Source organism: Pantoea sp. AS142 (assembly GCF_037152305.1).
Lineage (GTDB): Bacteria > Pseudomonadota > Gammaproteobacteria > Enterobacterales > Enterobacteriaceae > Pantoea.
The window spans coordinates 491,925-504,946 of record NZ_JBBCMO010000001.1 but is presented as its reverse complement, the minus strand read 5'-3'; the positions used below and the strand labels follow the sequence as shown (position 1 = coordinate 504,946).

8 protein-coding genes are annotated in these 13,022 nt (G+C 54.7%); 5 read left to right on the top strand and 3 right to left on the bottom strand.

Going from position 1 to position 13,022, the window contains the following annotated elements:
• Positions 1-20 precede the first annotated feature (20 nt).
• Together WFO64_RS02505 and lrp are read right to left on the bottom strand one after the other, a co-directional pair.
• Complete coding sequence (locus WFO64_RS02505) at positions 21-3,617, bottom strand: DNA translocase FtsK 4TM domain-containing protein (RefSeq protein WP_337008625.1); 3,597 nt, start codon at positions 3,615-3,617, stop codon at positions 21-23.
• Positions 3,618-3,735: 118 nt separating this feature from the next.
• The gene (lrp, locus tag WFO64_RS02500; RefSeq protein WP_006118610.1) at positions 3,736-4,230 is read right to left on the bottom strand and encodes a leucine-responsive transcriptional regulator Lrp; all 495 of its coding nucleotides are present in this window, start codon (positions 4,228-4,230) and stop codon (positions 3,736-3,738) included.
• A gap of 521 nt (positions 4,231-4,751) precedes the next feature.
• Between lrp and trxB the strand changes: the two genes are divergently transcribed.
• The 5 genes from trxB (at position 4,752) to infA (ending at position 10,652) form a co-directional block, all read left to right on the top strand.
• Positions 4,752-5,720 (top strand): thioredoxin-disulfide reductase, encoded by a 969-nt coding sequence (trxB, locus tag WFO64_RS02495; RefSeq protein ID WP_337008623.1) that lies wholly within the window; start codon positions 4,752-4,754, stop codon positions 5,718-5,720.
• 143 nt (positions 5,721-5,863) lie between these two features.
• A complete protein-coding gene (gene cydD, locus WFO64_RS02490) occupies positions 5,864-7,633 on the top strand; it encodes a heme ABC transporter permease/ATP-binding protein CydD (protein ID WP_337008622.1) in 1,770 nt (589 codons plus the stop codon).
• Positions 7,633-9,363, top strand: coding sequence for a heme ABC transporter ATP-binding protein/permease CydC (cydC, locus tag WFO64_RS02485; RefSeq protein ID WP_337008620.1), 1,731 nt, complete (start codon positions 7,633-7,635; stop codon positions 9,361-9,363). The genes cydD and cydC overlap by 1 nt, the downstream gene beginning before the upstream one ends.
• Positions 9,364-9,396: 33 nt before the next feature.
• Positions 9,397-10,089, top strand: a complete 693-nt coding sequence (gene aat / locus WFO64_RS02480) for a leucyl/phenylalanyl-tRNA--protein transferase (protein WP_337008618.1) — start codon at positions 9,397-9,399, stop codon at positions 10,087-10,089.
• 344 nt (positions 10,090-10,433) lie between these two features.
• Positions 10,434-10,652, top strand: coding sequence for a translation initiation factor IF-1 (gene infA / locus WFO64_RS02475; protein ID WP_002211347.1), 219 nt, complete (start codon positions 10,434-10,436; stop codon positions 10,650-10,652).
• Between the two features lie 86 nt (positions 10,653-10,738).
• On the opposite strand, the gene clpA is transcribed toward infA, so the two are convergent.
• Positions 10,739-13,015, bottom strand: coding sequence for an ATP-dependent Clp protease ATP-binding subunit ClpA (clpA, locus tag WFO64_RS02470; protein WP_337008616.1), 2,277 nt, complete (start codon positions 13,013-13,015; stop codon positions 10,739-10,741).
• Positions 13,016-13,022: the final 7 nt, after the last annotated feature.

Below are 13,022 nucleotides of genomic sequence, written 5' to 3'. Positions count from 1 at the left end.
TGTTTCAAAACATTTAACCGCTACATATCATGTGGCGGCGGCGACAGAACTTCACGATTACCATTGTGTCCGGGTGCCGAGACAATGCCCTGCGCTTCCATCTGTTCAATGATACGTGCCGCGCGGTTATAACCGATGCGGAACTGACGCTGAACGCCTGAAATCGACGCCCGGCGCTTGTCGACCACGAAGCCGACGGCCTGATCAAATAGCGGATCAAGCTCTTCATCACTGTCGATGCCACCGGCACTTTCGCTTTCTTCGCCTGCGGTAATGCTGTCGATATATTGCGGACGACCACGCGCTTTCCAGTCCTGAACCACTGCATGCACTTCCTGGTCACGCACAAACGCACCGTGCACACGAATCGGCAGGGAGGAGTTTGGCGGCATAAAGAGCATGTCACCCATCCCCAGCAATGACTCCGCGCCGCCCTGATCGAGAATGGTACGTGAGTCAATTTTGCTGGAAACGGTAAAAGCGATACGTGTCGGGATGTTTGCTTTGATCAGGCCAGTAATCACATCCACGGATGGACGCTGTGTTGCCAGCACCAGATGGATACCAGCGGCACGGGCTTTCTGTGCAAGGCGCGCAATCAACTCTTCAACCTTTTTACCTACTGCCATGATCAGGTCGGCAAACTCATCGACCATGACCACGATGTAAGGCAGTTTTTCCAGAACCGGTGGCGTCATATCCATGCTGTCGCCCGGCTTCCAGAACGGATCTGGAATCGGGCGACCCATCGCTTCTGCCTGTTCCACTTTTTCGTTGTAACCCGCCAGATTACGCACGCCTAGCGCCGACATCAGCTTGTAACGACGCTCCATCTCGCCGACGCTCCAGCGCAGCGCATTGGCAGCATCCTTCATGTCTGTGACGACTTCAGTCAGCAGATGCGGAATACCCTCATAGACCGACAGCTCAAGCATTTTCGGGTCGATCATGATGAAGCGCACTTCTTCCGGTGTCGCCTTGTAGAGCATGCTGATAATCATCGCGTTCACGCCCACGGATTTACCGGAACCGGTGGTACCGGCGACCAGTAAGTGCGGCATTTTGGCCAGATCGGCCACTACTGGCTGACCGGCAATATCTTTACCCAGAACCACGGCCAGCGGTGACGGATTGTCGCGGAATTTAGGGCAATCCAGCACTTCACGCAGATAGACTGTCTGACGATGCTTATTAGGCAGTTCCAGCCCCACATAAGGTTTGCCAGGGATGACTTCAACCACACGAACCGCTACCGTCGACAGTGAACGCGCCAAATCGCGCGACAGGTTGGAGATACGCGCCGCTTTCACGCCCGGTGCAAGGTCGAGTTCAAATCGGGTTATGACCGGGCCGGGCGAGATGCCGACCACTTCGGCTTTCACGCGATAATCGCCCAAACGAGACTCCACCAGACGAGCAGTCTGCTCCAGCGAGAACATATCAACCGGCTCTTCTTCAGCTGGAGGCGCTGTCAGCAGATCCAGCGAAGGCAGTGGCGTGGACGGTTTCTCCAGCGGCTGCTCATGGCGCATAAGGAACGGATGAATAAGGCTATCATGCAGTGAAGGTTGCGCTTCTTCAACCGGCTGAACTGGCGCTGCCGCTGGCGTGCCATAATCTGGTGCAGAATAAGCCGGAGCCTGAGGATCCGCTGGCGCGCCATAAGCGGGCGCAGAGGTTGTCGGAGGCGGAGCATATCGAGGCTCAGGCGACGCTGCCGGCGCAGAGGTTGTCGGAGGCGGAGCATATCGAGGCTCAGGCGACGCTGCCGGCGCAGTATAAGCAGGTTCAGCCGGGGCAAAACGGGCAGGTGCAGGAATCTGAGCCGGTGCCTGCGGTGTTGAGACCTCACTCACCTGCTGCCAGGTTTCGTTTGAAATGGCAGGCGCTTCCGGTTCAGGCGTAGCCGCAATGGTAAACAGCGGTTCCGTAGGACCGTCATCCACCAGATCTTTCATCGGTGAAAAATCAAAGGCTGATGAGGTATCAATATTGAGTACCGGCTCTTTCTTCACTTCCGGTTCATAGCGCTGCTGTTGCTGCTCGGCGAATTGACGCGCCAGTGCGTCCTGCTGCTGCGCATCCTGTTCATCTTCGTCATCCTGCTGCCAACGGGTGCCGTAACGCTGCTGCTGTTCAGACTGGAAGGCCTGACGCAGTTCAGCCTGCTGCAGCGCCTCTTCAGCCTCAGGTGCAGTGGAAATAGAACCAGCCTGAGCAGTCCCGATCTCTTCCGTTTTCGCTTTCTCTTCAGCCATACGCTGTGAGGGCAACTTAATGCCATAAGAGGCCAGCTCACGGCGGGTAGGCAGTTTTACCGGGTTAGGACGTGGCAGCGCCGGTCCGATACCTTGTTTAACCTGCGGATTGAGATGGGTTTCAGGCGCTAAATCGAAAACAGGCGCAGTACGTGTTGTCACCTGAGTTGCTGTTGCAGCAACGGCTGCCGCTGCTGCAGAAGGCGCAGGGATAGTTGGCGTGTCTTGCCAGTTACCCATTTTAGGTTCGTCATCGTCGTAAGCACTGGACGACGACATAGCCGACGCTTCGTCTGGCATTTCAAAGTGATAAAGCGGAGGTGAAGTCGGGGGCGCAGAAGCACTCTGCGTCACATTCGGCGCAGTTGACACACTATGCGGTGCAAACCCGCTCTGTGCGGACGCGGACGCAGGTTCTGCAGACAGCGATGCTGGCATTGATGCCGCTGACGCGGCAGGAGACGACGCGGTATCTGCAGCAGTTTGTGCAGGTACAGGCGTCACCGTGGCTGCCGGCGCGATTGTCACCTCTGCGGCTTCCGCAGTTGCCGCTACCGCCGCACTGGTTGCTGCTGCAGCTTTAGCCAGCAGTGGATCCGGCTGTGACGGCGTAGACTCAGCAGCTGCACGTGGGGCAGAAAGCAGCACATCATCATCCTGTTCCGCAGCATGCAACTCAGGGACATCCGCGTATTCACGCGTATCCCGCTCGTCATCCTCTTCCTGCCAGGGTTCATCGTGACGTGAGCGGTTGCTGGCAAACGTCAGTACGCCCATAACCACACCACCAATTCTTTCTGCAATGGTGAGCCATGACCAGCCGGTGTAAAGAGTAATACCCGCCGCCCATACGCAGAGTAGCATCAGCGTGCCGCCAGCCGGACTGAACCAGGGTGCAATAGCATTACTGACCAGGCTGCCAATCACACCGCCCGAGGCGAAGTACCAGATATCATCAGCATTCAGCGCCGCCATACCACAAGTCGTCACCACCAGCGCGAGGACGCCAATTAAGCGCAGCCCGACGGCAAAGTAGTCAAAATAGTCCTGGCTGTCGCGTTGACCAAAAGCAATCCAGCACAAACCCAGGATGACTGGCGGAATGGCATACGCCATCACACCAAAGATGAAGAGTAAGGTGTCAGCCAGCCAGGCACCGACGCTACCGCCGATATTGTGGATAGGTTCATGCCAGGCCGTTTGCGACCAGCTCGGGTCGGAAGGGTTAAAACTGACCAGAGAAACCATCAGGTAGATGGCAAACAGCACCACCAGAATAAGCAACGCTTCCAGCAGACGACGTCCACTGCTCAGCGATTGTAACGAAACGTCTTTATCTTCTGTATATTCCTGGCTCAAGAGGACTCTCCAGGTGCCTGTAAAGTAAGAAGCAACAGCGTCGGGCGAGCCCGACGCTGATCCTGTATGAATTCACAGGAGTGTACCGAAATCTCACAGGTTTTGCACCTGCCCCGCATCAGCGAGTTTTGATCACCAGCCGATTACTCTGTTTGACCTCTTCCATCACAACATAAGTTCGTGTGTCGTTTACGCCCGGCAGGCGCAACAGGGTTTCACCCAGCAGCTTACGGTAGGCAGACATATCTGGTACGCGCGTTTTCAGCAGGTAGTCGAAATCGCCGGAAACGAGGTGACACTCTTGAGTTTCCTCAAGTTTTTGGACTGCGGCGTTAAATTGCTCAAACACATCTGGCGCACCACGATTCAGAGTAATCTCAACAAAAACCAGCAGAGACGCATCCAGATAATGCGGATTCAACTGCGCGGTGTAGCCAAGAATAAATCCCTGACGTTCGAGACGACGCACGCGCTCAAGACATGGCGTAGGCGATAAGCCTACGCGTTTGGAAAGCTCTACGTTTGAAATGCGACCATCTTTCTGAAGTTCATTCAGAATATTTCTGTCAATTCTGTCGAGGTCTTTCCCGGGGCGTTTCTTATTGTCTACCATTATTATTGTCTCTCTTAATTCCTTCCCTTTACCTGCCACGCCCTGAAAACGCTCATTGTTCGGGGCATTTCTGAAGTGAGCTAACAGAGCCTGTGTTGTGATACCTATCGATATGACGCATGTTGTCTGTCCACATCATGCGTCATTATCCATATCAGGCTGCTTTTATTCGGCGTTACGTGCAAAACAGCCTGGGAAAACCTGCTTTGTTCCGATAAATGTTACTCGCTTCTGATAATGTTTTCGCAAAAGCGCAGGCGATTGTCAAAGTAAAATCACAAAATTCAGGACAAGATGCCAGACACACCGCTGGGTATCTGTTTTTAAATGGGTTATTTTCCATTATTGCACCAATTAAACCCGATTTTTGCCCCCTTTTGGCGCACGGACCCTGCAAAAACCGTTGCTCATCGTCTACGCCATTTACAGCAATCGTTAACAAAGTTGGCGAAGCCTTGTCATTGTCGCTGGATATTCCCTACAATCTCAGGCTATGTCAGCCGAATGAAACTGAGGAACGCATGAGTACGGCCAAACACAGTAAATTACTCATTCTGGGCTCCGGCCCAGCGGGTTATACCGCCGCCGTTTATGCTGCACGCGCCAACCTGAACCCGGTGCTGATTACCGGTCTGGAAAAAGGCGGGCAGCTGACCACTACCACTGAGGTTGAGAATTGGCCGGGCGACCCGCACGATCTGACGGGTCCATCACTGATGGAACGCATGCACGAGCATGCTGAAAAATTCAATACTGAGATCATTTTTGATCACATCCATACCGTCGACCTGCAGAACCGCCCGTTCCGCCTCACTGGCGACAGCGGCGAATACACGGCAGATGCACTGATCATCGCAACCGGTGCGTCAGCACGCTACCTGGGTCTGCCATCCGAAGAGGCATTCAAAGGCAAAGGCGTCTCCGCCTGCGCAACCTGTGACGGCTTCTTCTATCGCAACCAGAAAGTCGCGGTGATTGGCGGGGGCAACACTGCCGTAGAAGAGGCGCTCTATCTGGCGAACATTGCAGCTGAAGTGCACCTTATTCACCGTCGTGACAGCTTCCGTGCAGAGAAGATTCTGATCGACCGCCTGATGGAAAAAGTGCGCAATGGCAATATCGTGCTGCATACCCATCGCACGCTGGAAGAAGTCGTGGGCAATCAGATGGGCGTTACCGGTTTGACACTGCGTTCTGCTCAGAACAGTGATGAGACAGAAGCGCTGGAAGTGGCGGGTCTCTTTGTTGCTATCGGACATAGCCCGAATACGGCTGTTTTCGAGGGTCAGCTGGCACTGGAGAATGGGTATATCAAAGTTCAGTCAGGTCTGCATGGCAACGCCACTCAGACCAGCATCCCTGGCGTCTTTGCGGCAGGCGATGTGATGGACCATATCTATCGTCAGGCAATCACCTCTGCGGGCACCGGCTGCATGGCCGCGTTAGACGCTGAGCGTTTTCTTGACGGACTGGTTAAAAACGATAAGTAAGATGTTAACCCTTTGATCTTAAATGTTCCAGGCGACGGTTTTTCAGTCGCCTTTTTTATTGCCCTCATGCTAGATTCTTGCGCCTGAAGAGATGGAATTGTCTTTCCATTTTTACCCGTCATCGACATTTATCATGGTCTCGCATGGACAAATCTCGGCAGCAGCATCTTACCCGCTGGCTTCGTCAGCAACGTCGTTTCGCCGGTCACTGGTTGCGACTCAACACGCTGCTGGGCATGGCAAGTGCACTACTCATCATTGCCCAGGCGGGTCTTCTGGCCTCGCTGCTTCAGGCACTGATTATTGACCAGCAGCCACGAGAAACCCTGACGGTCAACATAATGCTGTTACTGCTCTGCTTTATACTGCGCGCCCTGATTAACTATGCCCGCGAACTGACCGGTTATCGTGCCGGGCAGGCTATTCGTCAGGCTTTACGTCAGCAGGTCTTAGACCGATTATCTGAACTGGGCCCGGCGTGGATTCAGGGAAAACCAGCCGGTAGCTGGGCAACCCTGCTACTGGAGCAGATTGAAGAGATGCAGGAATATTACGCTCGTTACTTGCCGCAGATGACCCTGGCGGTGCTGATCCCTGGCGGCATTCTGCTGACTATTTTTCCGCTGAACTGGACGGCTGGCCTGATCCTGTTTGCCACCGCGCCCTTGATTCCGTTATTTATGGCGCTAGTGGGGATGGGTGCGGCAGAGGCCAACCGCCGAAACTTCCTGGCGCTGGCCCGTCTGAGCGGTAACTTTCTCGACCGTCTGCGCGGCAGAGAGACGCTGCGCCTGTTTCATCGTGGCGTAGCAGAACAGCAGGCTGTTGCCACTGCCGCCACCGATTTTCGCCAGCGCACCATGGAAGTGCTGCGCTTAGCTTTTCTCTCCTCCGCCGTACTGGAGTTTTTCGCCTCGTTGGCCATTGCCGTGGTGGCCGTCTACTTTGGCTTCTCCTATCTGGGAGAGTTGCATTTCGGTGATTACGGCCAGGGCGTAACGTTGTTTGCTGGCTTCCTGGTGCTGATCCTCGCCCCAGAGTTTTTTCAGCCGCTACGCGATCTCGGCGCTTTTTATCATGCCAAAGCACAGGCTGTGGGCGGTGCCGATGCCCTTGAAACTTTTATGCAGGCTACGCCTGCTGCCGCGCCGCAGGAAGGACGGTTGCCTTTCACTGCTGATCGCTCAATCGCGCTTGTCGCCGACGATCTGTGCGTCTGCGCACCCGATGGCAAGATATTGTGCGGCCCGCTCACCTTTACTGTTGCCGCTGGCGAGCAAATTGCGTTGGTCGGTCAAAGCGGGGCCGGTAAAACTGCCCTGATGAACGCTCTTCTCGGTTTTCTGCCTTATCAGGGCTCGCTGAAAGTGAATGGCGTTGAACTACGCGATATCAGGCGGACTGACTGGCATCAGCAGCTTAGCTGGGTAGGACAGAATCCGCTGTTACCGGCCGCCACATTGCGCGACAACATCGTGATGAATGCGGCCTGGGATGGGTATCGCTTTGCGGCACTGCTGGAGTCGTGCGGGATTAATGAGTTCCTGCCTCGTCTGCCCCAGGGCATTGAGACCCAGCCTGGCAATGGTGGTAATCAACTGTCGGTGGGTCAGGCGCAGCGGGTTGCGGTCGCGCGCGCACTCTATAAATCCTCACACTTTTTGTTGCTCGATGAACCTGCAGCCAGCCTGGATGCGCTCAGCGAACGTCATGTGATGCTGGCGTTAAACCAGGCGGCAGCCCGCCAGACCACGCTGATGATTACTCATCAGATTGATACACTGAGCCGCTGGCAGACCCTCTGGGTTATGGAAGCCGGTAAGTTGGTTCAACAGGGTAACTGGCAGCAGCTGACACAACAGCCGGGTGCCTTCAGTGAGATGCTGAAGCATCGTCAACAGGAGATCCACTGATGTCCGCCTTGCGTCCCTTTCTTTGTCTCTGGCTGCGTCACCCTTTTCGCCTGACGCTGGGCATCGTGCTGGCGATTGTTACCCTACTGGCCAGCGTCAGCCTGCTGACCCTTTCCGGCTGGTTTCTGGCCGCCTCGTCAGTGGCAGGCGTAGCCGGCCTCTATACCTTCAACTATATGCTGCCTGCGGCAGGCGTGCGTGGCGCAGCCATCATTCGCACCGCGGCACGCTATGCTGAACGCCTGGTAAGCCACGATGCGACTTTCAGAGTACTTCAGCATCTGCGTGTCCACACGTTCAGCCGCCTGATGGCACTTTCGCCGGGCCAGCTTTCGCGGTTCCGGCAGGCAGATCTGTTGAACCGCTTTGTGGCCGATGTCGATACGCTGGATCATCTCTATCTGCGCGTTATCTCGCCATTGATGGGCGCATTTGTGGTGATTATCGTGGTTACCCTCGGGATGAGCTTCATCGATGTTCAGTTGGCATTGATGCTGGGTGGCATCATGCTGGTTACGCTGATACTGATGCCGGCGCTGTTTTATCTTCTGGGCGCGTCTGCAGGCATCGCAATTTCTCGTGGTCGCGCCCGCTGGCGCTTACAGCTGATGCAGTGGCTGGCGGCTCAGGCTGAACTTACTTTGTACGGTGCATCACAGGGCTGGCGTCAGCACCTTGATGAAGATGAACAGCGCTGGCAGCAGGCACAGAGTCAGCAACAGCGTTTGCACGCCGCAGCACAAAGTTTGCTACTTATGATCAGCGGCGTAACGGTAACACTCCTGCTCTGGCTCAGTGCCGCGACACTCAGCGAACAACAGTTACCGGGCGCGCTGATTGCGCTGGTGGTGTTCTGCGCACTGGCAGCATTCGAGGCGCTGGCGCCAGTTGCGGGTGCCTTTCTGCCCATGTCGCAGGTGATGACCGCCGCTCAGCGGGTCAATGACATTATTGACCAGTCACCCGCTTTCACCTTTCCGACCCAGTCAGACGCCCGACCAGGTAGTCTCACAGTCAATATCGATCAGCTCGACTTTAGCTATCCCGACCGTCCGGATAAGGTGTTAAACCGCTGTACCCTTAAAGTAGCGGGTGGTGAACACATTGCGCTGCTGGGGCCAACCGGCTGCGGAAAATCGACTCTGCTGGCGCTGTTAACCCGTGGCTGGGATGGCCAGCACGGTGTTATCAGCCTGAATGATCTGCCGATTGCCGCATGGTCAGAGCCGGCGTTGCGCCAGCGCATCAGCGTAGTGACTCAGCGGGTTCACCTCTTCAGTCAGAGCCTGCGCGACAACTTACTGCTGGCCTGCCCCGATGCCAGCGACGCGCAACTCACCCGCGTGCTGAACGATGTCGGCCTGCAGCGCCTGCTTGAGAACCAGGAAGGATTAAACGCCTGGATGGGGGAAGGCGGTCGCCCACTTTCAGGTGGCGAATTACGTCGGCTGGCGCTGGCGCGAGCATTACTGCATGACGGCGATCTCTGGTTGCTGGATGAACCAACCGAAGGGCTGGATGCCACCACCGAGCAGCATATTCTTACTCTACTGCAGCGCCTGACCGCCGGAAAGACCGTGATCATGGTTACCCATCGACTCAACGGCCTGGACCAAATGGATCGCATCTGTGTGATGGATAACGGCGTGATCGTTGAACAGGGTAGCCATGCCGAATTAATCTCAAAAGCGGGTCGCTACTGGCGTTTCCGGCAGCGGATTGCGCTATAGTCATAGCGAAATGCTGATGAGTAACATAACGCGATGAGACTGGTACAACTGTCACGGGAATCTCTGCAATTTCCGCCACCTGAGATGGCGCTGCGTGAGCCAAACGGCCTGCTGGCCATGGGGGGTGATCTCTCCCCTGCCCGATTACTTCATGCTTATCAACGCGGCATCTTTCCGTGGTTTTCGCCTGGCGATCCGATTCTCTGGTGGTCGCCCGATCCTCGTGCGGTACTGTTGTCTGAGCAGTTTCATCTCAGCCGTAGCATGAAGCGTTTCCATAATCGCTCACCCTACCGGGTGACGATGAATGAGTCGTTTGCCGAGGTGATCAAGGGCTGTGCCAGTGGTCGCGAGGAAGGCACCTGGATCACCTTTGAAATGAAGCGCGCCTGGTTACGATTGTATGAACTGGGCCACGCCCACTCTATTGAGGTGTGGGACGAGCATCAATTGGTGGGGGGGATGTATGGTCTGGCGATGGGACAGATCTTCTGCGGCGAATCGATGTTCAGCAGTCAGCAGAATGCCTCAAAAACCGCACTTTTAGTGTTTTGTCAGCATTTCATGAGGCATCAGGGACGGGTGGTGGATTGTCAGGTACTTAACCCCCATACTGCTTCTCTGGGCGCGCACGAGATCCCACGCACTGACTATCTGCAATATGTACAAAGCCTTGCATGCCAGCCGGTCAGCGATGGCTGCTGGCAGACACAAACCCTTTTTTAGTCGAACAGAGATGTTTTGCACACATAAAGGCGTATAAGTGGTATAATAGTCGAGTTTGGTATGTCGTTCGCGCTTCGCAATAACGAGCCGGAATTGCCAGGCTGGGAATCTCAACGCACTCTCGGAACTGTTTTCAATCGTGCGCGTATAACCGGTTGATACAGATTCTTAGCCCGCTAATCCCCCGCAGACGTCACATAAACACCCTAATTTTACCGGATGCGCGCGATTGGCGTGCACCCCGGCAAAGCGTTGGCAAAATCGCCGACGGTTCTTTACATAAATCGTTGAATTGGGCATTATCTTGCCGGTTCAATTGAAAGGTAGTACACCCAGAGGATTCGATGGCCAAAGAAGACAATATTGAAATGCAAGGTACCGTACTGGATACGTTACCTAACACCATGTTCCGCGTAGAACTTGAGAACGGACACGTGGTTACTGCTCATATCTCCGGTAAAATGCGCAAAAACTATATCCGCATCCTGACGGGCGACAAAGTGACCGTTGAGTTGACCCCGTACGACCTGAGCAAAGGCCGCATTGTCTTCCGTAGTCGCTAATTTGCAGTAATCTCATCGCTCTGAATATTGCAGCGAAAAAAAAGGCCGGATATTAATCCGGCCTTTTTCTCGTCTGCAGCAAGTGATTAATGCACCGTGCCTTCAGTTTTACGTTTTTCAGCGCTCAGGAAGTGATAAGTCAGTTCACCTTTCTCACGATCCAGAGCGACTGACACCGAGCCGCCATCCACCAGCGAACCAAACAACAGTTCATTGGCTAACGGTTTCTTAAGGCTGTCCTGAACGGTACGCGCCATCGGACGTGCGCCCATCGCTTTGTCATAACCTTTCTCAGCAAGCCAGTCGCGTGCGTCATCACTGACTTCCAGCGACACGCCTTTAGCATCCAGCTGCGCCTGCAACTCGACAATAAACTTGTCGACTACCTGATGGATCACCTCAGGTGACAGGTGGCTGAACCAGATAATGTTGTCGAGACGGTTACGGAACTCTGGCGTAAAGATCTTTTTGATCTCTTCCATGGCATCGGTGCTGTTGTCCTGATGAATCAGGCCAATCGACTTACGTTCGGTTTCACGGACACCGGCGTTGGTGGTCATCACCAGCACCACATTGCGGAAATCCGCTTTGCGACCGTTGTTGTCGGTCAGCATACCGTTATCCATCACCTGCAGTAGCAGGTTAAACACATCCGGGTGCGCTTTCTCAATCTCATCCAGCAACACCACCGCATGAGGATGCTTTATCACCGCATCCGTCAGCAGGCCGCCCTGATCAAAGCCAACATAACCCGGAGGCGCACCAATCAAACGGCTGACGGTGTGACGCTCCATATACTCGGACATATCAAAGCGCAGCAGCTCAATACCCAGCGCTTTCGCCAGCTGCACGGTGACTTCCGTTTTACCAACACCGGTAGGCCCGGCAAACAGGAATGAACCGACCGGCTTACGATCCTGACCCAGACCGGCGCGGCTCATCTTGATCGCTTCAGTCAGCGCCTCAATGGCGTTGTCCTGACCAAACACCAGCATCTTCAGACGATCGCCCAGATTTCTCAGCGTATCGCGGTCGGTTGCGGAGACGCTTTGCTCAGGTATTCGGGCAATACGGGCCACCACGGTTTCAATGTCAGAGACATTGATGGTCTTTTTACGCTTGCTGGCTGGCATCAGACGCGCACGCGCTCCCGCTTCATCAATTACATCAATTGCCTTATCAGGCAGATGACGATCGTTGATATATTTCACCGCCAGTTCCACGGCTGCACGAACCGCTTTCGCGGTATAACGCACATCATGATGTGCTTCGTACTTGGTTTTCAGTCCATTCAGGATCTGCACGGTCTCTTCAACAGAAGGCTCCGTAATGTCGATCTTCTGGAAACGACGGGCCAGAGCACGATCTTTTTCGAAGATGTTGCTGAATTCCTGATAGGTGGTGGAACCCATCACCCGGATCTTGCCAGAAGAAAGCAGAGGTTTGATCAGGTTAGCCGCATCGACCTGACCACCAGACGCCGCACCCGCCCCGATGATGGTATGGATTTCATCGATAAACAGAATACTGTGTTCGTCCTGCTCCAGCTGCTTTAGCAGCGCTTTGAAACGTTTTTCAAAGTCCCCACGATATTTGGTGCCTGCTAACAGCGACCCAATATCAAGCGAGTAAATGGTGCAATCTTTCATCACTTCCGGTACATCACCCTGCTCGATGCGCCAGGCGAGACCTTCAGCAATGGCGGTTTTACCCACACCCGACTCGCCCACCAGTAGCGGGTTGTTTTTACGGCGACGACACAGCACCTGAATGGTACGTTCCAGCTCTTTATCGCGACCAATCAGTGGATCTATACCACCGACGCGAGCAAGCTGATTAAGATTGGTGGTGAAGTTTTCCATACGCTCCTCCCCGCCTGCTTGCTCTTCGTTAACCGGATTTTCTGCGCCTGGCGCCTGGCCGGGCTCATCTTTACGCGTACCGTGAGAAATGAAGTTCACCACATCAAGGCGGCTCACTTCATGTTTGCGTAGCAGATAGGCCGCTTGCGACTCCTGCTCGCTGAAAATGGCGACCAGCACATTGGCACCGGAGACTTCGCTGCGACCAGATGACTGGACATGGAAAACCGCACGCTGCAGGACGCGCTGGAAGCTGAGCGTCGGTTGTGTATCACGCTCCTCTTCGATGGCGGGCAGCACCGGCGTGGTTTGTTCGATGAAGGCTTCGAGTTCCTGCCGCAGAGCTACAATGTCCACCGTACAGGCTTCCAGTGCCTCTCTGGCCGACGGATTACTGAGCAACGCCAGTAACAGATGCTCGACGGTCATAAACTCATGACGGTGCTCACGCGCTCTGGCGAAAGCCATATTTAAACTGAGTTCCAGTTCTTGATTGAGCATTAGGCAC

Excerpts from the sequence above, each read along its gene's own strand:
- lrp (WP_006118610.1), bottom strand. The coding sequence starts at position 4,230 with ATGGTAGACAATAAGAAACGCCCCGGGAAAGACCTCGACAGAATTGAC.
- trxB (WP_337008623.1), top strand. The coding sequence starts at position 4,752 with ATGAGTACGGCCAAACACAGTAAATTACTCATTCTGGGCTCCGGCCCA.
- cydD (WP_337008622.1), top strand. The coding sequence starts at position 5,864 with ATGGACAAATCTCGGCAGCAGCATCTTACCCGCTGGCTTCGTCAGCAA.
- cydC (WP_337008620.1), top strand. The coding sequence starts at position 7,633 with ATGTCCGCCTTGCGTCCCTTTCTTTGTCTCTGGCTGCGTCACCCTTTT.
- aat (WP_337008618.1), top strand. The coding sequence starts at position 9,397 with ATGAGACTGGTACAACTGTCACGGGAATCTCTGCAATTTCCGCCACCT.
- infA (WP_002211347.1), top strand. The coding sequence starts at position 10,434 with ATGGCCAAAGAAGACAATATTGAAATGCAAGGTACCGTACTGGATACG.
- clpA (WP_337008616.1), bottom strand. The coding sequence starts at position 13,015 with ATGCTCAATCAAGAACTGGAACTCAGTTTAAATATGGCTTTCGCCAGA.